The following is a 21,487-nucleotide window of genomic DNA, read 5'->3' as shown; positions in this document are numbered from 1 at the left end:
CATGTTTTTCGAGTCAATAGGCGGAATCTCTCCGTCTATTTAAGCCATTTTCAGTGCATTTTACTAATTAAGCGAAATTTCTCCGTCTATTTTTCAGATCGGCGGGTATTTAGCCTGCCCCCCAACAGATGAGAGCGGACCCTCACAGACCCAGATGAGGGAACCATTCAGGCAACCGAAAATGGATATTAAAAATGGCTCAGTGAACTGAGCCATTTTCAACTATGAGAATACTGCAATTTTACGGGCGATAGATTCTGTTAAACGAGATGCTACTTTGGGAACAGCCCATTTAATAATTGGTGTTAACACAGCCCCGGATATTCCTCCTGCACGGACTTCCACCTTACAAGTCATTGTTGTTTTACCATTAACATCTTCTGCAGTAAAGTGACCGCTTCCTGTGAAATTATCTGATAAACCTTTAAGTTCAAACTTAATATTTGAAGGTTCATTCCATTCGGTAATATCTACCTGCGCTTGTACGGTTTTTTTAATACCTTTCACACTACCTTCAAATGTCCAAATAGATTGCTTGTCATTTATGATTTCATGTTCTTTATAAGCTGGTACTGTCGTTGCCCATTTTTCAAGGTCACTGACATAATCCCAAACTGCTTGTACATCTACTGGAATTTCTACTGTATGTGTTCCCGTTGCCATTATGATTCCCACTTTCACTACGTATGAATTGTAAATTTATATTTTTACAAAATATAATTATTACATAAAAAACATAAACTTACATCACTAATTACTCATAGATTTCCTACTTCTAATAATCTTTTTATTTGAAGAACTGGTTTCAGGAAAAATAATCCCAAAAGGGTAGAGCATGCTTTTTTTATGGTGTTGCTGTTACTGAAAATCTAAATCGATGATAAATTCCTCGAAGGACGAAGACATCGAATTCAGCTTATTTAGAATTTCGATGTCCTTTTCCTCTTTTCCTTCGATCTCAAGGAAAAGGAGCTCTCCCCTAATTTCCAATGTGATTCTACGACCTGGGAACAGATCCTTTGCCCCTGCGACCGCAGTATTGACCTGGTTCCGAAGTTCCTTTTTTTTCGGATTTGATAGATACTCTGCAATTTTTCGATCGGTTGTAATTTCCGAAAATCCATTATCCTTTTGAATGTTTTCTTCGACGGTCGTGCTGATTTGCTCTACAGTTTGCAGGTCTTCGACAAACTGTTTTTCAGTATACTCTTCCAACCGGGATTTGGAAAAACGTTCGAAACGTGTGTGAATCTCAACTTCATTCTCTTCAATAAGCTTATCGGGGGTTTCTATGGAAGGCGTCATATCATTTAATATGGACCTTCGAAGGCTATCTATTTTTTCTTCTAATTGCTGTTGTCCTGTTTTAAGTTCTTTAAGTTCGTTCAATATCTGCTCTAATATTTTTTCCATGTTGCCCTCTCCTAACTATATCCAACTCAAAACAACTAAACCTTCCAATGGGTTAAAGGAAGGTTATTTGGCATGCACATTTTTAGTATATCATTTTCGAGTTTAATATTTTATTAAAAAAAATCGATAAACTATTAACTGGTTTAGTTGAAAAAGGACTGAAAAACAGACCAGAAGCTGTGAAACAAAAGTCCCCATAAGTTTAAGTGCATTTTTTCACAATCTTTACTGTCTCATACTTTGTTTTGTCTTGAAGAAATCCCCTCTCTTATGTTTTTCATCTTCAGTTCCCCAATATATTTTTATGTTCATTTGTTGTAGTTTTGGGATATGTTTTGAACAGTGAATATATGCTTCATCAACTTTTACCATAACCCAACGTTCAGGTTTGTTTCCTTCTTTTTCTGCAATATCATTTATTATCTCTTCAGGAATATTAAATGAGCTTAATTGGCTATTTTCTATAATAGCTGCCTTTCCATTAACATGTAACCCTATGCTATTCTCAAAAAAATCGATAAACATTAGTCCTATATGGGGATTTTCAATGATGTTGCCTAAACTTGCCATAACACCATTCCCTTTATATTCTGGATAAATTATTGTTTTATCATCAATAACACGTACAAAACCTGGTAAGCCAGCCCTAAAAGAGGAGTCACAGTTTCCATTAGAATCAGCAGTTGCAATGAATATCATACCTTGTTTCGATATAAACTCCGTCATCTTATTGTTTAAGTAGTTAAGCATTTGATTTTCATAAAAAGAGGATGCTCTCTTGGTTGTTCCATATTGCTCTTGAAGTAAATGTTCTCCTCTTGACATCATCGCCATCCCTTTCAATAATTTGTCTATTATTTTAACACATAGTTTAGACGAAATTTAGAAAGTTGTTTCATTAGATAGAGGCAGAATTAATTGGTCGAACCGTTCCACCGTTATAAGGGGCAAACCGATAAGGAACGGGAAGTCTATTTTAATATCCGCTGAGAAATATGGTTAAAATGATATCTGGATAATCATGAAGACAGGGATCAAGCAATTTTTGTTATGGAACGTGACCCTCATCGAATGAGTATTGCTCAAATGAGATACATTATTAAACGCATTTCCAACCTTGCTGGAATCAACAAAAATATTCATCCTCACCAGTTAAGGCACAGCTATGCAACCCATTTACTTAACAATGGTGCCCCTCTGGATGTTATTCAAAGCTTGTTAGATCATGAAAAAAGTGAAGCTACCCAGATATATGCCCAGCTTAGCGGAAGCATTAGGCAGGAATTATATAGGAAGTATTTTTAGCACTAAATAAGCAACGCATTTTTCCATTGCGTTGCTTTGTTTAACTCTTGCATCCGTTTGTTTAAGTACAAATTTCACAATCTTAGAGCCATATTAATTTCCTATTACGTATTTTTCATTTATTTTTCATTTCCTTTTCTACCACAAAAATAAACCGTTATGATTCGAAATTTATAATATAGTTTTAATCTAGAATGTTTTCTAATTACAATAAATCTGTTTTAAATGGAGGGGTAAAAATGAAAAAAAGCACGTCTGATCTTCCTAAAGAATGGATTGAGTTAGTAAAAGAAGCGATGAAATCTGATATGACAAAAGAAGATTTTAAGAATTTTTTAGAAAAAGAAAAAGAGAAAAGGAGAAGCCATAAATTTTAGCAGAGTTTATTATTAACCTACCAAGTTGCTTTTGCAATCGATAAATAACTATGGCATGTTATTTATTGAATAGAAAATAAGCCTCTACATATGAGATTTAAGATAAATCTTATATGTAGGGGCTTATTATTTAAATCAGCTTATTTCATAAATAGTTCCATGACGTTTTTTGACATACTCCTTCTAATTTATGTCGATTTTTTTGGGATTTTTTCCAATCAGTATTATAAAGAAATATAGTCTTATTACATTTTTACACATAATAAATAATTTGATGTTTTATTTTGCAAAATTGCCCATTGAAATGGAAAGACGATTCCAGCTATTTATTTTATTAATCATAAAAATAAGATCAACATAGTCATTTTCACTAAAATATTTACGAACTTGATAATAGAGCTCGTCCGGTACACGCTTAGCAGAGACCAGGGTAACATATTCCGTTAGTTCAAGTGCAGCCTTTTTGACTGTCAGGGAAACCCTGGCTGTTAGATATATCTTTACTTCTAGTACCACTCATCGAATTTTTTGTCGATATCTACTCAAAATTTGTTGATATTTCCCGGGAATAGGTTGTTTATTTAAAAATCGTGAATCTAAATAGTCGAAAAAAAATAAATTTTGATTGATTTTGATTTGGTTGTCTGTGGGTAAAGAGTAGTTGTTTGACACCTCATAAACAAGTTCTGCGGAGTTATTTGCAAGCTATATCGCCCAGCGATACGAGAAACAAAAAAAGAGCAGATTATCCCCTTTCTTGATGAACTTTATTAATGAAAGGAATGTGAATCCGCCAAACCAATCTATTGACGAGCTGGTCGCGGACATGCTCCCATTTCTTGTCGACAATTTTATAATCCCGTCCTTGTTTTTGAGAAAGATACATATCCTCGCGCATGACCAAATCTTAACGTTTTGTTCAACCTTTCAGGTTCTCATATGGTTCTTATAAAAAATCAAAAAGCAAAGGCTGCCTCAAAGTATCAAACCCTTTTAGACAGCCTCCGCAGAAGTTTTTCACAATCTAATATGCCTTCTATTGCTGTTACATCATAACTTCCCCACCATTAGGCGCTACAATTTGGCCACAGAAAAAATCTCCCATTTCACTGGCAAGAAAGGCAACCGCGCCAGCTACATCACGTGTGGAGCCCAGCCTTCCTAAAGGAATGCCTGCCGTTAGGTTGCTGCGGACCTCTTCGACGGAAATACCTAAAAGTCGAGCTTCTTCAGAAATCATGTCTGTTTCGATCGGTCCCGGAGCGACAGCGTTCACCTGTATTCCATCAAGAGCAACTTCCCGTGCGAGTGCTCTTGTAAAACCAATAATCCCAGCCTTTGCCGTACAATAATGAACAGCTTCTGCAGCACCGCGTTGTCCCCAATTTGATGAAATATTGATTATTTTGCCTGACCGTTGTTTTTTCATAATCGGGAGAACAGCTTGAGAGCATAGGAAAGTGCCGGTGAGGTGTACAGCCATCATTTGATTCCAACTACTTAATGACATCTCCTCTAATTTCGACAAACCCATTATTCCAGCATTGTTTACTAATACATCAATTCGTCCATACGTATTTAGCGTATGCTGAATCAAGTTCCGGGTATCCTCCGGATTTGTGACGTCTACCTTTACCCAAGTGGTACCCAAGCTCTCAGCTGTAGCCTTAGCCAATGCAGGATCCATGTCGGTAACGACCACATTTGCTTGTAATTCATTTAACATTTGGGCAATATCCTTGCCAATCCCTCTTCCTGATCCGGTAACAATAACCACTTTACCTTGTAAATTCAACATCCATTTACCCCCATTTTAAAATCAACCAACCATCTCGTCTTCTAATAATTTACTCCTCTTTCCAGGAGTCAATTTAACAAAGCTTATGATGATCCCAATCACAATCCATGCCACAGCGATATATGGAAATAAATTAAACGGATACTTAGGAACTGGATAAATATTATTCCACATCGGCCAAAGCAAGATTAGAAAGCTAATGGCAGGAATAATGGCATGTTTGACAACAGAGTATCCGTTTTCCCGATCACGTCGGAAGTAGCGAATAGCAGCTATATTTACCAGAGCGTAAGCTACCAATAGTGTAAGTGTTCCAATAGTCCCTACATAGTTATAGAAGTTTCCTGCTCCTACACTTGTTCCCCATATCAAATAGAGTACTGTTGTCAGAATCCCTATTGTGTGGACAGCTACATTAGGCGTTTTGTGAACCTCATGTGTTTTGCTTAGTACTCGCGGCAGAATTCCATCACGACTCAAGGCAAAAACCATACGTGAGCATGCATTAGCACTACCGAGTGAACATGCAAAAGCACTAATCATTGCCGCAAAGTCAATGAAAATCCCCATTTTACTACCTACAAACCTTGATGCTAAATCATCCAATGGAGAAGCTGAACCTGCTAATTTATCAACATGCTGCACTCCAAAGCCTAAAACTTCAGCATAACTGACGAATGCAAAGAAAATTCCTGCAAGAACAACTGTTCCAAAAATAGCTAGTGGAACTGCTTTTCTGGGATTTTTTGCCTCCTCACCAAGAGTTGCAGCTCCCTCAAAACCTGCGAATGAAAGAATTCCAAATACCATGGCCATTCCAATTCCACTGAAACTAGTCCCTTTTAAGGTAAATGGCTGGGCGGTGATTCCACTATCTCCGCCTTTGCCGAAAATGCTAAACGCTAAGATAAGGAGAACCACAACTGAAATTAATTCCATCGCCAATCCTGCCCGTGTGGAAATTTTCACATCACGCAAAGCGAAAATCCATACAATGGCAATCCCAAACAGAACAAGGATCCACTCCGGTGCATCAATGTTAAAGTGAGCGAGCAGCACTTTTACAAAGCTTCCGAATAATGCTGCGGAATTGGCTGTAAAGCAAAAATAGGTTGCCACAAGTGCCCATCCGCTGACGAGACCGAATCGGGGTCCAAGTCCGAAAGTGTTGTAAGCGTAAACAGAACCTGAATGTGAAATTCTCTTTGAAAATTCAACGAACGATACTCCACATAATAAAATGGCGATAGTAGCGACTAAAAACGCTAAAGGTGTACCGGATCCTGCCTGAGCAGCCGCCCCTGAAGTATTAAAGGCCATCGCCATTGTCGGTGCAATAATCGAGACGGATAAGGCCAGAACCTCGACGATGGATAGATGGTTTTTCTTTAGCTCACGGCTCATACATTTACCTCTTTAATAAGCTGGAGTCCATACTTACCCTCGGATGCATCTAGATCTTGAAAGTATTTCACAATTTGACCAGAGACATATTCAACAATTCTTTCACCTTTTTCAGGAGTTGCCTTTGACGGATCTCCAGTTGCCCCAAATTCTGTAAGTTCTCCGAATTCCCAAATTGTGGTGATAAAACCTTGTTCTTCATATGGAAATTCTGGAACACGACCTTGTGCAACCGACATGTCACATAAATCAGGACGTGTAGCAAGCATGGCCGAAGTTTCCCCTTCCCCCGCATGGCCAAGACCACCCCATACTTCAAACTGTTTTGCAACTGGAGTACTTGACAGATTCCACCAGCAAAGGAGAACTCCTATATGTATATCAGTATGCTTGTGTTTAACCTGACGAGCAGCCATTTCAATCGCCGGAATATTTCCATCATGGCCATTCATAATGAAGATTTGATTGATTCCCATTCTTACAACGGACTCCAGTACTTCACGCAGTACAGCCACTTCGGTCTCATAGGATAAGGAAAGACATGGGCCAATCGAGCTGTAATGCATGGACATCCCATATGGGACTGTTGGGATTATAATGATATCACCAAGAACTTTAGCCACTTCTTCCCCAATTTTTGTTGGGAAATATACATCCGTGCCCATTGGTAAATGGCGCCCATGATTTTCGATGGTACCTACCCCTAATATTGCGCGTTTAATGGTTCCGTCCTTAATAGCTTCCTGTAAACTTGGGGCATCCCATTCTTCAATATGCAATCTGTTTTTCATCATAATTCCTCCTTTAGTTTTTAGCTATTTATTCAGAAGCTACCGGAACAAAAACTATTCCGATAGCTTTGCTCTATTATTTCTATGATTGGACCAAATCACCTACAAAGGAAGATAGTCCTCCATCTACACTCATTGCATGACCTGTTATAAAGCTTGATTGATTACTAGCAAGGAATACAGCTACACTCGCGATTTCATCCACTTCACCCAACCGATTTAGAGGATAATTACGCAATAAATCTTTTTCTGCAGCGGCAGGATCGTCCATAGCACCAAAGAATTGTTCTTCAAGCAGAGGCGTTCGAATCGAACCTGGACAAATACAATTCACCCGAATGTTATGTTGTCCGTATTCAGAAGCAGTGGCTTTCGTAAGGAGGACAACGCCTCCCTTTGTGGCAGAATATACACCTAATCCCGGCCATGCACTTAGGCCTGCAATCGAAGCCATGTTAATAATAGATCCATATTTTTGTTGTTTCATAATCGGCAGGACGTATTTCATTCCAAGAAAAACACCTTTAAGATTCGTGTTAATCATCCGATCAAAATCCGCTTCTGTCGTTTCCGAAATTGTGGTGAACACTTCCATACCGGCATTATTAAACAATACATCGATTCGATCATACCTTTTCACCACATAATCAATTAAGCTCTGGACTTGTTCAGCCTTGCTTACATCAACATGAACAAATTCAGCAGAACCTCCTTGTGAGCGAATTAATTCTACGGTCTTTTCACCATTTGATACATCAATATCCACGACAACTACCATTGCGCCCTCTTTTGCAAAGCGAAGGGCTGATGCTTGACCAATCCCAGAGCCTGCCCCCGTGATAATCGCCACTTTATCTTCCAGCTGCATAATTCTTACATCCTCTCTTACTACCAAGTTTTGATTAATTCTCGCTAATACCCGCCGTTTCTTTGACCGATGTGATTTTCACTCCTGCTTCCACATCTCTAATGAAGTTTTTAATAGAGTCAAAGTAGGTTTTGGCATCATCCCACATGGATAGATGGCTGCCATTCTCACAAATCGTAACGCGGGAATTTGGAATTAGATTTCCCATTTCAATCTTATCGGCAGGCGCCATCGTATCATATTTTCCACCTAATAATAATGTTGGGATTTGAATCTTATTTAAATCATCCCAGCGGTTCCAATCCTTGAATGTACCTGTAACTAAGAATTCATTTGGTCCTTGCATCGTGTTATATACAAGTGGATTCATATGAGAGAACCCTCTTTCCACTCCGGCCGGCCATGGGTCAAGTCGGCAAATATGCTTTTTATTTAGATGTTTATGGATTAGCTCCTGGTATTCAGGATTTTCATAGTCTCCTAGAGCTTCATAGGCTTTCATTTTTTCTACTAATTCTGCAGGCAATTGATCCCGTAAAGCATTGATGTGTTTTACGTAGGAATCAATACTTGCTGTCATATTGGAAATGATTAAGCCTTTCAGATTGGACTGATATTTTAAGGCATATTCAATCCCCAAGAATCCGCCCCAAGATGAGCCGAAGAGATAGAACTGATCTAAACCGAGGTAGGTTCGCACTTCCTCCACTTCTTCACGAAATCGATCAACATTCCAAAGCTTAGGATCATTGGGTTGGTCAGAATGATAGGAGCCAAGCTGGTCATAGAAATAAATTTCAATACCTTCCGGGGGCAATTCATTTTCAAAGCATTCTAAATATTCGTGGGTGCTACCAGGTCCCCCATGGAGTAATAAAACTTTAATTGGACTCTCGCCTACTCTTCTTGTCCATACATGGAATCCTCCACTGATCGGAACTATTTTTGACTGTGCACTTTTACTCATAACCTTTTTCCACCTTTCCTCTTCAATGTTTGGTGACATACACCATTTCCTATTCGCTAATTAATCTTGGCAGATTTTCGAGTTTTGGCATTCTAAATCTGGAAATCACATTAACAGTTTATTGTTGTCGGTATAATCCCTCTTTTAAAAATAATCAATCTATTCAGAATAAATAAAAAGATAAAGGTTATTTACCTTCATCATAGTATTATAAAAAAATCCTAATATTATAGTTAAAAGAGTATGCAACGTTTTAGAAGACTAACTTTTTATCGTAACTTCAACAATTTGCTTTACTGCATCTAAGAACTTCTCCACTTCTTCAATTGAATTATAAGGCGCGAGTCCAACTCGGATCCAGCCGCCTTTATCATTAATGTTTAATTTTTCTGCTAGTGTTGATGCATAAAAGTTTCCATCCGCAACAAAAATAGCATGTTCCTCAGCAAGTCTTTTACAAAATTCGGCAGGCGTAATCCCTTCTATTCGAAATGCAATGGTTGGCGTTTTGGCTATAAATTCGGATGGTTGATAAAGGGTTATGCCTGATAAGGAAGACAAACCTTTTCTTATTAGATTAGCTAAATGATTTTCATATTCTTCAATGAATTTATAACCATTTAAGATTCGTTCTCGACGAGTTAATCCATCCCCAAGCATTTCTATGAATTCAATAGCTGGTTTAATTCCAACAATTCCTTCATGATTTTGCGTTCCAGTCTCAAGTTTGTCAGGAGTTTGATTAGGTGCCGGTTCTAATTTATAAGGATTTAGACTTTCAAATAACCCTTTTCGGATAATTGAAATGCCAACGTGTGGTCCGAAGAACTTATATGCAGAGCAAAGGATAATATCAGCACCAATTTGGTTACGGTCAACTGAAAAATGTGGCAATGCATGAACGGCATCCACTGCAAGAATGGCCCCCACTTTCTTTGCCTGTGCAGCAATTTTCTCGATATCGGTAATAGTTCCCACTGCATTTGATGCTAATGTAACGGCTACAAAAGTAGTTTTTTCATTAATTATCGATTCAATATTTGATAGGTCTAAAGTTAAAGTTTCTGTATTAACCTTAAGCCAGCGAACTGAAACATTCTTATCTTCTGCTGCCGTTAACCAAGGATCCACATTCGCACGGTGATCCATTTCACTTAAAACAATTTCATCTCCTTCCCTCCATTGTTTGCTAAGTGCCCGAGAAATAGCAAAAGCCAATGAAGTAGAGTTTTGCCCAAATGCTATTTCATCAGGTTGTGCGCCTACTAAATCAGATATGATACTTCTTGCCTCTGCAATATAGTCCTCTGTTTCACGACTTGTTGGAAATTGCCCGTGAAGGTTTGCACCTCCATTTAACATATATGAAGCCATGGCATCGATTGCAGTCTTTACTACTTGTGTTCCCCCTGGACCATCTAAATACACTGCCGGCATATCCTTATATGTTCTCTTTAAAGCCGGAAACTGTTCTCGGACTCGTTCAATTGGAAAATTCCCCATACTAACTCCTCCTTATTTGTCAAATAAATAAAATAATGTAGTAGATTTAGGAAATGATTAATAAATTACTAACTGGTCTGACCATTCTTTTTCCTGTTCTGTATCATGGCCAAAGAACACTTTTGCCTTTTCACTTATTGTTATTTCTTTTAACTTGGAAATGGAGGAGTGTGCCTCCTCTTGACTGTGTACTGCAAAAGGGACATTCTTCTCAAAATTGTCTTCCGTATATGCAGCGTCAATAGTTAAAAGGATATTCCCTGATTCCTTTGTCCGAATCATGATCGACTGATGTCCAAGACTATGACCAGGAGTTGAAATCAAATGTATTCCAGGAATAAGTTCTTTATCACCACTTATAACTCTGTATTTCAAATCAGGTTTTTTACAGATATCAAAATAACTCGAATCGTTCATTGCAGCATCAAGTTCTAAGCTTTGAATTACAATTTCAGTTTTTGGAAAAAGCGCATTCCCGCCAGCGTGATCAAAATGTAAATGAGAACTAATAATGCAAGCTAAATCATTAGGATGATAACCTTTTCGCTCGAGAATTTTTAGCACTTTATCTTCTTCCCTCATCAGAGGTATAATAGAGCTTTCATTTTCCATACCTTTAAACAATCCCAAAGGCTCGGAAACACAAGAATCCGGCATTCCAGTATCAATAAGAATGGGTCCATCGGTAGTATCAATTAAATAAACCCAAATTGGAAGATTCGTAGATTGTCCTCCTGGGCTAACTGTTGTATCCAGAATAGATGCATCAACCTTGCAACAGCCGGCATGTAGTAATGATAAACTCTTGATACCCATAAAAACCTCCTATTAATGAAAACTTTTCTGTTAAAAACCAGTTCAAAAAATCCTGGTACATATTTACCGTTTTTGAAACACTCAAAACAAAATTTGTCCCCTAGCCTAAAAAAAGAGCCCTACGATCCTAGAACTCTCTCCTTATTTTTAACTTCTATAGTATTTATAAATCGTCTACAACTTTTTAGAATCTTACATTTTCGATAATTATTGAGCCTTCAAATGTGTTAAAACCATTACATCAATCGCTTGTTCTTCTGTCCAACGGTCATCAAAATTTTCAGTTAAAACATATTTTTTCAACGCGTCTTGTACTTCGCCTTTATACCATTCTTGGTTGGTATGGTCGAGTAATCCTATTTTTTTCAAATGTCCCTTAATTTCTTTAAATAAATTTCCTTCTATTTCTACTGTTTGTCTTGATTGATAAGAGTTGGTTTTATGTAGATCATACAGCCGTTTTAATTCTAAAATTGGTTCTGGATGATCATCGACTCGAAGATCCACTTTCACATCATTAAAACCTCCATAACCTGCGCCTTCCTGTAAAACATAAAGGGCAGCAGATTGCTTCCCTCGGCTATCTCCCCCTGCATGCTGCGCAGCAGAAATAGATTCAAGCAATCGTTCAGCCAAAGGTCCTTCCGATTGTTCAAATGTTTTACTCATAGCTGTAACGGTTTCTTCATTAACCAGGATATTCCCTTGACAGGAATGGTTCCTACCTATCTTATGGCCAGCCCATTCAAAGCAATCTTCCCCAGTGAAGGCACTTACCTGCCCGTTTGCACTGATAACAGCTACCTGCCTTAGATTTTTGCCAGGGTCATTCTTGGTTAAATGCTGAATAACTTCTTCCGGAGAAAACCCTTCTTCCAATAATTTTAAACCTTTTGGGCCATAGGCAGTATTTGCCCATGATTGAGTAGCAATTGCTCCAACATTTGCTTTAGCCCAAGGGACTACAGATCCAACGGCAAGAAATTTGGATTGGACTGCAACCCCAACTTCACCAGTTTCCGGATCCACAGCAACAATCGAAAAGGTAGCAACTAATTCATCTTTATTAATATAATTCCTCATCTAATCTTCTCCTTTGACATTATACATAGTGGCATGCAACTTGATGATCATCACCAGAGATTCGAAACATTGGTTCTTCTGCTTTACACAAATCTGTTGCAAGTGGGCATCGGGTATGAAATCGACAACCACTAGGGGGATTTTTTGGACTAGGAACATCGCCTTTAAGAATAATCTTTTCACGTTTTCGGTTTAAAGCAGGTTCAGGGATAGCAGATAGGAGCGCCTTCGTATATGGGTGTTGTGGATTTTCAAACAATTCATCAGAACTTGCCACTTCCACTATCTTGCCTAAATACATTACGATGATCCTATCGCTGATATGTTTTACAACACTTAAATCGTGTGAAATGAATAAATAGGTTAGCCCCATTTCCTCTTGTAAATCTTGCATTAAATTTAGAACCTGAGCTTGTATTGAAACATCTAAGGCAGATACAGGTTCATCGCAAACAATATAGCGCGGATTAACAGATAAAGCCCTAGCAATCCCTACACGTTGACGTCTCCCACCATCTAATTCGTGTGGATATCGATTTACCCATTTGGGATCTAGCCCCACTCTCTCCATTAAACCAAGAACTGTTTCAAATCGTTCTTTTCTATTAACAATTTTATGAATGGTAAGCGGCCGGGCAATCGTTTCTCCAATCGTTTTTCTAGGGTCAAGGGAAGCAAATGGATCTTGGAAAATAATCTGTGCTTTCTTTTGCATTTGTTTAATTCCGCTGCTGCTCATCTTAGTAACTTCTTCATTATTAAATAGGATGCTGCCTGAAGTTGGTTCAATTAACCGTAAAGTAAGCCTGCCAGTCGTAGATTTTCCACAGCCGCTTTCTCCTACAAGCCCTAGGGTTTCCCCTTCATGTATAGTAAAAGAGACCCCATCTACAGCCTTAACAAATTCTCTGCCTGAGGAAAAATGCTTCGTAAGGTTTTCCACTTTTAAAATCTCCTTTTTCTCTATTGCTTTAGGTGTTAACAACTGGCTGTTCATCTGTTTTTCCCCCTTTTAGTGGATATCCATTATAAAGATGGCAGGATACATGATGAAATTCCCCTTTTTGGTATGTTTTGGGAACACGAGACTGACAGAGGTCATTGCTATGCGGACAACGTGGATGGAACACGCATCCTGTCGGGAGCTCTGTGGGATCCGGCATTAGCCCTTTAATAGGTTTTAATCGGTCATATCTCACATCCAACTTAGGGATAGAATCAAATAATCCTTTTGTATAGGGATGACTTGGATCATTAAAGATATCTTCTACGGTTCCATATTCTATTATTTCCCCTGCATACATGATCGCGACTTTATCACATACCTCGGCAACTACTCCTAAATCGTGAGTAATAAGCATCATTGCCGTATTTAATTCTTCTTTTAAATTTTTCATTAATTCCAAAACCTGTGCTTGAATGGTTACATCCAGTGCAGTGGTAGGTTCATCAGCAATTAACAGCTCAGGATTACATGCTAAGGCAATGGCAATTCCAACACGCTGCCGCATTCCTCCAGAAAATTCATGAGGATATTCTGCACCTCTTTCAGCAGGGATCCCTACAAGTTCTAAAATTTCCCCTGCCTTTTTACGTGCTTTCTCCTTTGTGACTTTTTCATGGGTCCATATTACTTCGGCAATTTGGTCTCCCACTGTGTACACCGGATTTAATGAGGTCATAGGATCCTGAAAAATCATTGAAATTTTATTTCCTCTGATTTTCTTAATCTCTGATTCTTTTTCTTCTAATAAATTAGTTCCATTAAATACAATTTCCCCATTGGTGTATTTCCCCGGCGGAGTCTGAATTAACCGCATAATCGATAATGCAGTAGTGGTTTTCCCAGCACCTGTTTCCCCAACAAGTCCCAGGGTCTCCCCTTTATCAAGTGTTAGATTTACACCGTTAACTGCCTTCACAACTTTCCCTTCCGTTGTATAATGAACATGCAAATCTTTTATTTCTAATAAATGGCCGCTCATCAGTCTCACCTCTTTTTTATTGCTTTAACCGTGGATCTAAAGCATCTCTTAATCCATCCCCGAAAATATTTAGTGAAAGAACTACTAATACAATGGCAATTCCTGGGAAAGTAGTTATCCAATAGGCACTTGTAATATATTGACGGCCTGCACTAAGCATCGCACCCCATTCCGGTGTTGGCGGTTGCAGCCCCAATCCAAGGAAGCTAAGTCCAGCCGCAGACAAAATTGCCCATGCAACCCCTAATGTGGCTTGAACCATGATTGGGGCTAAACAGTTCGGCAAGATATAGCGAAAAATAATCGAAAGATCATTTTCTCCAATTGCACGAGCGGACTCCACAAACTCTTGTTCTCGAATCGTAAGCACGGATGCTCGAACAATCCTCGCATAACCTGGAATACTTGCAATACCTACTGCAATCATTACGTTAATTAATCCCGGGCCGATTACGTTTACAATGGCAATTGCTAGTAAAATTCCTGGGATTGCAAGTAAGATATCCATACATCTCATAAGGATATTATCAATCGTTTTCCCATAATAACCAGAAATCGCACCAATGATTCCACCAAGTGTTACAGAGAAAAATACGGCGACAAATCCAACCTCCAAGGAAATTCGGGACCCATAAATAATCCTGCTTAATATGTCGCGACCAAATTCATCTGTACCTAACCAATGGGATGCATTAGGAGGAGAGAACGTTTGATCTAAATTTTGTTTATCATAAGGATATGGAGCAATGAAGTTTGCAAAAATGGCCATTAATATAAAGAAAGCAAGAATAGCCATTGATAGAATAGCTAATTTATTTTTCCGTAAACGTATCCAAGTATCAGCAAATGGATTTCTTTTTTTCTGTCTGGCGTCTTGAATAACAAAAGTTTTTGTGCTGGTTTGTTGCAGTTCCATTTTTTCCCCTCCTATTTAAATTGTGCTTTTATACGTGGGTCCACATATGCGTATAAAACATCGACAATTAGATTAACAAATACAAATAAAAGAGCGATTAATACAACACTGCTTTGAACGACAGGAAAATCTTTTGAATTAATGGCATCGATCATAAAGCGACCAATTCCAGGCCACGAGAAAACGGCTTCCGTTAAAATAGCCCCTTCCAGCAATACTCCAACTTGAAGCCCTATAACCGTAATAATGGGAATTAGTGCGTTTCGAAAAGCATGTAAATATATCACTTTTCGTTCTGTCAATCCTTTTGCACGTGCAGTCCTAATATAGTCTGAGCGCAATACCTCCAGCATGCTCGAACGAGTAAAACGGAGAAAGACAGCAGCTGTCTGTGTTCCAAGTGATATAGCAGGTAAGACTAAAAATGCCAGTCCACCATAACCTGATACTGGAAGCCATCCAAGTTGAACGGCAAAGAGTAAAATAAGCATCATACTTAACCAATAATTTGGCATGGAAAACCCTACAAGTCCACCTAAAGTTGATACATTATCAAAAAATGAATATTGTTTCGTGGAGGAGATAATTCCAGCCGGGATGCCAATAAGAAGTGCGATGACCATTGCCGCAGCGGTTAACTCAATAGTTGCTGGAAAGTGTTGTAGTATGCTTTGCAATACGGGCTGTCCATCCTTAATGGATGTGCCAAAATTCAAGGTAAGAATTCCAAAAAGAAAATGAAAATATTGAATATATATTGGATCATTCAGACCCATTTTATTTCGTAAGTTTGCAAGGTCATGTTTACTAGCCTGTGGTCCAAGTATAATTTGCGCAGGATCTCCTGGAGTTAACTGCATAAGGATAAAAACTACAATAGATACCCCAAGTACAACAGGAATTAACATTAATAAACGCTTTCTTATAAAACGAGCCAACGAAGCATCCTCCTTACATCATTATAATAGTACCAGCTATTTACGAAGCAATAGCTGGTACCTTTAAGACAATCAATTAACTAAACTATTAATTTAATGAGCAAGTATAGAAATTATAATTACCAGTACCGATATTTATAAATCCTTTTACTCTTTTATTTACACCAACAATATTTTGGCTTACAGCTAGGAAATCCCAAACGGCATCATCAACAAGAATCTTTTGCGCTTCTTGATAATAGGCTGGACGTTTGGATGGATCCATCTCTGTACGGCCCTTGTCTAATAAGGTATCCACTGCTGGATTTTTATAGAAACTGCGGTTACCCGCTGCACCTGCATTTTTAGAATGGAATAATGCATACATTCCATTGTCTGCATCACCTGTAACGGTTGTCCAGCTGATTATAAACATTGGAGTGGTCCCTTCACCGGTTTTTTGGATGAAAGCCCCTGTTTCCATAACTTGAATCTTTACATTAATCCCTACTTGCTTTAATTGTGATTGGAGGATAGTACCCAGTTTTGTATCGATATCTGCATCAGTCGTATAAATGGTTGATGAAAAACCATTCGGATATCCAGCTTGAGCTAATAATTCTTTTGCTTTCTTTGGATCATACGGATACCCTTTAAGGTCTTTATTGTATCCATTAAGACCTGGTGCAAGTGTGCTTACAGCCGGTACAGCTGTATTTTGATAAGCTGCTTTAATGATTTCCTCTTTATTTGTTGCATAATTTATGGCCTGTCTTACCAATTTGTTATTAAAAGGTTTTTGACGTACATCAAATCCTAAATATTTCACCATGAAGCTTGGGTCCTCAACAACATTTACCCTATTACTGTTTTTAAATTGATTAACTTGTTGTGAAGGCAAGTCAATCAATACATCGATTCCGCCTGTGGATAATTCTGCTACTGCAGTAGCACTTTCCGGAATTACACGGAATACCAATTTATCAAATTTTGCTGGTCCTTCGTAATAATCCTTAAATTTCTCCATGGTAATCTTAGAATTTTTATCCCAGCTAACAAACTTAAATGGCCCAGTACCAACAGGATGCTGTCCATATTGGTCGCCCTCTTCCTTTACAGCTTTTTCATTTAGAATAGAGGTTCCGACGTGTGTCAGGTTATAAACAAGCGGTGCAAATGGTTCCTTAGAAGTGATATCAACTGTGTAATCATCGATTACTTTTACTTCGCTAACAGGTGCTAAGAGAAAAGCTGCAGGTGAAGCTGTTTTTGGATCTAATAATCGGTCAAACGTAAATTTTACGTCAGATGCTTTTAATTCTTCCCCATTATGGAACTTTACTCCTTTTCGAAGTTTAAATTCCCATGTTTTAGTATTTATTTGTTTCCAGCTCTCAGCAAGACCTGGAACAACCTTCATATCTGGAGTTAAATTAACTAAGGTATTATAAATTTGTTTCATCGGATTTGCTGATGTTCTGTCGTTTGTTTTATGGGGGTCCAGTGTAACTGCATCAGCATTTTGGGCAACTGTCAACACCTTGCTCCCACTAGCATCTGATCCATTAGCTTGATTAGCTCCACTACAAGCAGATAAAAGTAATACAGAAATAATTGAAAGTACAGCTGCGGCTTTAAAGAACCACTTTTTCATCAAATTTCCCCCTTAATATAGTGAATTTATAATCATTGGAATATTTCATATTTTTTATAAAAGCTATTAAGAGATCCTTTGTTGCTTGTAAATCATTTAAGTCTAATACTTCAATGGAAGAATGTGCATATCTGGAAGGGATCGATAGCACTCCTGTTGGGATACCTTGATGAGCAAGACTTAACTCACCAGCATCCGTACCTATTCCCGGGAACACCTCCATTTGAAAATTAATATTGTTTTCTTCAGCAAGTTCAGTTAGATGTTCTCTAACTTTCCTATTAGAAATTAAACTAAAATCAATAACCTTGATTCCCGTACCAGCACCTAATGCGAGTGTTTTGTCCATCATTTCTTCAGGTGTATCACTAACAGCAGTAGTATCAAGGGCGAGAGCTACATCGGCATTTTGGTGATGACTAGCAACTCTTGCACCGCGCAAACCTACTTCCTCCTGCACAGTAAATATACCTATAATTTCACCACTAAAGTCATTTGAATCTAATTCTTCCAATGCTTTTATTAGGACTGCGCAGCCCGCACGATCATCAAATGATTTTCCAACCACCCGATTTTCAGACAAGCTGTCAAAGTGTGGATACCAGACCACTGAATCACCAATTCTAATTCCTAGGGATTCAACCTCCTGTTTAGAGTGTGCGCCAACATCTATGTATAGTTGCTGGTGTGCCCTTACTTTTTGTGGGTCATCAAATTTCATCATGTGGGCTGAAATTGTACCTATTACACCACTTCGCATTCCACTTCTGGTTTTTATTTGCACCCTTTGTGAAAGTAGAATTCTATCGTCATGGCCTCCTAATTTTTCAAAGCGAAGCAATCCATTCTCTTCTACTTTTTTAACGATAAACCCAACTTCATCCATATGTGCTGCTACTATTATCTTCGGCCCGGATTTGCTTCCTATTTTGGTTACTATTAAGTTTCCAGCTCCATCTACTTCAATGGTGTCACCGGAATTTCGTAACCGATTGGCAATAAATTCAGCTACATCGTCTTCGAAACCGCAAGGTCCGTGTAATTCTGTTAATTTTTTCAATAATTCTTCCAAAAATTACAACCTCCTTTTAAAGTAATAAAATAAACAAACATTGTATTTAAAAATAAATATTATTTAAATTTATTACTTTTAAATACACAATATTTAGATTTAATATACATAAAACATAAATAAAAATCAAATATTTTTTTAATATTTTGAAATTTATATTTTTATATAATATTCTGCAAATTTATTTATTATTCGACAATAAATCGATTTATACAAAAAAAAACTGCCGGATAAACCGGCAGCTTTTTGAGTTTTTATTCTCTTACAAAATTAAATTTATTCTTTAAGATTTTTAACTCCATTGTAATATTTGTTCGTTGAATACCTGATATTTTATTTAATTTTTGTTCAAGAAAATCTCCTAACTCTTCATGCGAACGAACACAAACCTCTGATAAAATCTGATATTCACCTGAGGTTAATGCAATAAAACGGACTTCATCCATCTCTGACAGTTTTTCGATACATTGTTCCAATTCATTTTGTGCAGCAACAATCTGGATAACAGCAATTAATTTCAATCCAACTTTAATAGGATTTACAATTCCGACAATTGAAAGTACTCCTGACTCACGTAAATTTGATACTCGAAGTCGAATAGTTCTTTCCGCAACTCCAACTTTTTGAGCTATTTCTTTAAAAGTCGTTCTTCCATCGTTCTGCAAATAGCTTAATATTTTTAAATCCATCTCATCAATGCCATCTATTTGGTCAACCACTTCATATCCTCCCCGAATTAAAGGCAATTGTTTATTTGAATTTTTACATAATATTGTTTATTTAATGATTAAATTCTTTATGTTTAGTAATTTAACGAACGAATTTATACACTTAAATTTTGTACTAGTATAACATAGTTTATTTATAACTGTATTTTCTGTCAATTACTATTTTCTATAACCCCGCAAAATCTTCAGATGGAATTATTTCTAAGACACGAAACCTTGCTTGCAGGTTACACACAAAAAAGGGAGACATCAAATGCCCCCTTAGAAAAATAAATTATAGGTATTTCCGATGAACCCCTTTACCATCATACGTAAACAGCATTTTCCGCTCTTCAATCATGGTTTCGATATGAACCGGTCTTCCCCATAGCTGCTGAATGTATGGCAGAACCTTCTCTAGGTATTTCACGTCAAGCTCGACTCCCTCATACCAGTGCTTCAAATACAATTCACCATTCTTCAAGAAATCCCCGTCATTGACGGTAATGTAAGGGAAACCGCCATTGACGCGCATATTGACGAGCTGATCGCGGACATGCTCCCATTGCTTGTCAACGATTTTATAATCCCGTCCCTGCTTTTGGAAAAGATACATATCCTCGCGCATCACCAAATCCTTGGTTAAATAGTTGCGCAGGAATGAGATATCTGATTCCACTTCCCGAACCTCGAACATCTTCTCTCTTCCAGAACTCGGTACGACCCCTCGACGCTTCATTTCATCTGTTGGATTGTTAAACCGTTCTTCAATGTCTTCGAAAATTTTGATCCCTAAATAATAAGGATTGATACCGGTTTTCGATGGTTGAACCACTCCGGCATTCAGTTTTGCAAATTCAATGGACTCTCCGCTTGTTAAATCCAACTCCCGTAAAATCCGCTGATGCCAGTAGGACGCCCAGCCTTCGTTCATGATTTTGGTTTCCAGCTGCGGCCAAAAATAGAGCATTTCCTCGCGCATCATCGTTAGAATATCTCTCTGCCAGTCAGCAAGCTCCCGGCTGTAGGTTTCGATAAATAACAAAAGATCCTTTTCAGGTCTTGGCGGGAATTTCTTTTTACGCGGCTGATTTGTTACTTTTTTATCTGTATCATCTAATTTCCAAAGATCATCATATGGTGATGGAGCATGATACTCTTCATCATCCTCATCATCGTCCTCGATGGACCAAGCCAGCTTTGGTCTCATGAGCGACGGATCAATATGTTCATCAATGGCTAATACAGCATCCAAGAACGTTTCCACTTCTTTTTTTCCATATTGAATTTCATATTGGCGGATTCTCTCTGCAGTGGCCGCCATACTCTCGACCATATCCCGCTTCGTGTTTTGAAACCGCACATTGTTTTTAAAGAAATCACAGTGGGCAAGCACGTGAGCCACAATCAGTTTATTTTGAATAAGGGTATTCGAATCTAACAAAAAGGCATAACATGGATTTGAATTGATGACCAATTCGTAAATCTTACTGAGCCCTAAATCATAATGGAGCTTCATTTTGTGGAATTGCTTCCCAAAGCTCCAATGTGAAAAACGGGTCGGCATACCATAAGCTCCAAAGGTATAAATAATTTCCGCAGGACAAATTTCATAACGCATCGGATAAAAATCTAAGCCAAAGCCGCTTGCGATCTCAGTGATTTCACTGATGGCATATTCAAGTGAGCGGCGATCTTCCCCATTCATCAGCATTCCCCCTTTTCCTTCTTACCACAATGTATGAAGAAAAAATGGGAATGATGAAACAAGATATTTTAAAGCATATACTTTTCTCTCAATACGGTCGGTCCTTACAGGGGCTTTTAACGGACACTTTTGCTTTTTCTCCTTTCGGTTTTGTCCGTATGAAGCCTTGTTACGGAAAGTCTATTGGTTTTTCCAAGTCGATT

20 protein-coding genes and 3 pseudogenes are annotated in these 21,487 nt (G+C 38.1%); 2 read left to right on the top strand and 21 right to left on the bottom strand.

The window, feature by feature from the left end; genetic code table 11:
- Positions 1-222: 222 nt before the first annotated feature.
- From ACZ5XR_RS04005 to ACZ5XR_RS03995, 3 genes are all read right to left on the bottom strand, one after another.
- On the bottom strand, positions 223-663 hold the full coding sequence (locus ACZ5XR_RS04005; RefSeq protein ID WP_464500394.1) for a CoxG family protein: 441 nt from the start codon (positions 661-663) through the stop codon (positions 223-225).
- Between the two features lie 195 nt (positions 664-858).
- Positions 859-1,413: a hypothetical protein gene (locus tag ACZ5XR_RS04000; RefSeq protein WP_464500393.1), complete on the bottom strand. Its 555-nt coding sequence runs from the start codon at positions 1,411-1,413 to the stop codon at positions 859-861.
- Positions 1,414-1,638: 225 nt separating this feature from the next.
- Entirely contained in the window at positions 1,639-2,241 is a 603-nt protein-coding gene (locus tag ACZ5XR_RS03995; RefSeq protein WP_464500392.1) for a pyridoxamine 5'-phosphate oxidase family protein, read from the bottom strand.
- Between the two features lie 58 nt (positions 2,242-2,299).
- Between ACZ5XR_RS03995 and ACZ5XR_RS03990 the strand changes: the two are divergent.
- Together ACZ5XR_RS03990 and ACZ5XR_RS03985 are read left to right on the top strand one after the other, a co-directional pair.
- Positions 2,300-2,718: pseudogene (locus ACZ5XR_RS03990) on the top strand (tyrosine-type recombinase/integrase); the annotation flags it as partial.
- A 239-nt stretch (positions 2,719-2,957) separates the two neighbouring features.
- Entirely contained in the window at positions 2,958-3,095 is a 138-nt protein-coding gene (locus tag ACZ5XR_RS03985; RefSeq protein ID WP_464500391.1) for an anti-repressor SinI family protein, read from the top strand.
- A gap of 279 nt (positions 3,096-3,374) precedes the next feature.
- On the opposite strand, the pseudogene ACZ5XR_RS03980 reads toward ACZ5XR_RS03985, so the two are convergent.
- The 18 genes and pseudogenes from ACZ5XR_RS03980 to ACZ5XR_RS03895 form a co-directional block, all read right to left on the bottom strand.
- Positions 3,375-3,560: pseudogene (locus ACZ5XR_RS03980) on the bottom strand (carboxymuconolactone decarboxylase family protein); the annotation flags it as partial.
- A 306-nt stretch (positions 3,561-3,866) separates the two neighbouring features.
- Positions 3,867-4,002 (bottom strand): annotated as a pseudogene (locus tag ACZ5XR_RS03975) (stage V sporulation protein R); the annotation flags it as partial.
- 138 nt (positions 4,003-4,140) lie between these two features.
- Complete coding sequence (locus tag ACZ5XR_RS03970; RefSeq protein WP_464500390.1) at positions 4,141-4,893, bottom strand: SDR family NAD(P)-dependent oxidoreductase; 753 nt, start codon at positions 4,891-4,893, stop codon at positions 4,141-4,143.
- Between the two features lie 21 nt (positions 4,894-4,914).
- Positions 4,915-6,297 carry an APC family permease gene (locus ACZ5XR_RS03965; protein WP_464500389.1) on the bottom strand — a complete coding sequence of 461 codons (1,383 nt, stop codon included), beginning with the start codon at positions 6,295-6,297 and terminating at the stop codon, positions 4,915-4,917.
- Entirely contained in the window at positions 6,294-7,091 is a 798-nt protein-coding gene (locus ACZ5XR_RS03960) for a creatininase family protein (protein ID WP_464500388.1), read from the bottom strand. The genes ACZ5XR_RS03965 and ACZ5XR_RS03960 overlap by 4 nt, the downstream gene beginning before the upstream one ends.
- Before the next feature lie 79 nt (positions 7,092-7,170).
- Entirely contained in the window at positions 7,171-7,956 is a 786-nt protein-coding gene (locus tag ACZ5XR_RS03955; RefSeq protein WP_464500387.1) for an SDR family NAD(P)-dependent oxidoreductase, read from the bottom strand.
- A gap of 34 nt (positions 7,957-7,990) precedes the next feature.
- Positions 7,991-8,923 (bottom strand): proline iminopeptidase-family hydrolase, encoded by a 933-nt coding sequence (locus ACZ5XR_RS03950; protein ID WP_464500386.1) that lies wholly within the window; start codon positions 8,921-8,923, stop codon positions 7,991-7,993.
- Between the two features lie 261 nt (positions 8,924-9,184).
- Positions 9,185-10,426 (bottom strand): cysteine desulfurase-like protein, encoded by a 1,242-nt coding sequence (locus ACZ5XR_RS03945; RefSeq protein WP_464500385.1) that lies wholly within the window; start codon positions 10,424-10,426, stop codon positions 9,185-9,187.
- A gap of 57 nt (positions 10,427-10,483) precedes the next feature.
- Positions 10,484-11,242, bottom strand: a complete 759-nt coding sequence (locus ACZ5XR_RS03940) for an N-acyl homoserine lactonase family protein (RefSeq protein WP_464500384.1) — start codon at positions 11,240-11,242, stop codon at positions 10,484-10,486.
- 207 nt (positions 11,243-11,449) lie between these two features.
- The gene (locus ACZ5XR_RS03935; RefSeq protein WP_464500383.1) at positions 11,450-12,325 is read right to left on the bottom strand and encodes a DUF1028 domain-containing protein; all 876 of its coding nucleotides are present in this window, start codon (positions 12,323-12,325) and stop codon (positions 11,450-11,452) included.
- Positions 12,326-12,344: 19 nt separating this feature from the next.
- A complete protein-coding gene (locus tag ACZ5XR_RS03930) occupies positions 12,345-13,322 on the bottom strand; it encodes an ABC transporter ATP-binding protein (RefSeq protein ID WP_464500382.1) in 978 nt (325 codons plus the stop codon).
- The gene (locus ACZ5XR_RS03925; RefSeq protein ID WP_464500381.1) at positions 13,297-14,310 is read right to left on the bottom strand and encodes an ABC transporter ATP-binding protein; all 1,014 of its coding nucleotides are present in this window, start codon (positions 14,308-14,310) and stop codon (positions 13,297-13,299) included. The genes ACZ5XR_RS03930 and ACZ5XR_RS03925 overlap by 26 nt, the downstream gene beginning before the upstream one ends.
- 16 nt (positions 14,311-14,326) lie before the next feature.
- Positions 14,327-15,226: an ABC transporter permease gene (locus ACZ5XR_RS03920; RefSeq protein ID WP_464500380.1), complete on the bottom strand. Its 900-nt coding sequence runs from the start codon at positions 15,224-15,226 to the stop codon at positions 14,327-14,329.
- An 11-nt stretch (positions 15,227-15,237) separates the two neighbouring features.
- Positions 15,238-16,164, bottom strand: coding sequence for a nickel ABC transporter permease (gene nikB, locus ACZ5XR_RS03915; protein ID WP_464500379.1), 927 nt, complete (start codon positions 16,162-16,164; stop codon positions 15,238-15,240).
- Positions 16,165-16,252: 88 nt separating this feature from the next.
- Positions 16,253-17,797, bottom strand: coding sequence for a glutathione ABC transporter substrate-binding protein (locus ACZ5XR_RS03910; RefSeq protein ID WP_464500378.1), 1,545 nt, complete (start codon positions 17,795-17,797; stop codon positions 16,253-16,255).
- Positions 17,778-18,869, bottom strand: coding sequence for a M42 family metallopeptidase (locus ACZ5XR_RS03905; RefSeq protein ID WP_464500377.1), 1,092 nt, complete (start codon positions 18,867-18,869; stop codon positions 17,778-17,780). The genes ACZ5XR_RS03910 and ACZ5XR_RS03905 overlap by 20 nt, the downstream gene beginning before the upstream one ends.
- A gap of 254 nt (positions 18,870-19,123) precedes the next feature.
- Positions 19,124-19,588 carry an Lrp/AsnC family transcriptional regulator gene (locus ACZ5XR_RS03900; RefSeq protein WP_464500376.1) on the bottom strand — a complete coding sequence of 155 codons (465 nt, stop codon included), beginning with the start codon at positions 19,586-19,588 and terminating at the stop codon, positions 19,124-19,126.
- Between the two features lie 283 nt (positions 19,589-19,871).
- A complete protein-coding gene (locus tag ACZ5XR_RS03895) occupies positions 19,872-21,284 on the bottom strand; it encodes a SpoVR family protein (RefSeq protein WP_464500375.1) in 1,413 nt (470 codons plus the stop codon).
- Positions 21,285-21,487 lie beyond the last annotated feature (203 nt).

The organism is Neobacillus sp. Fa239 (genome assembly GCF_055395235.1).
Note: the sequence above shows the minus strand (reverse complement) of the source record. Positions and strands in the feature narration are given on the sequence as shown.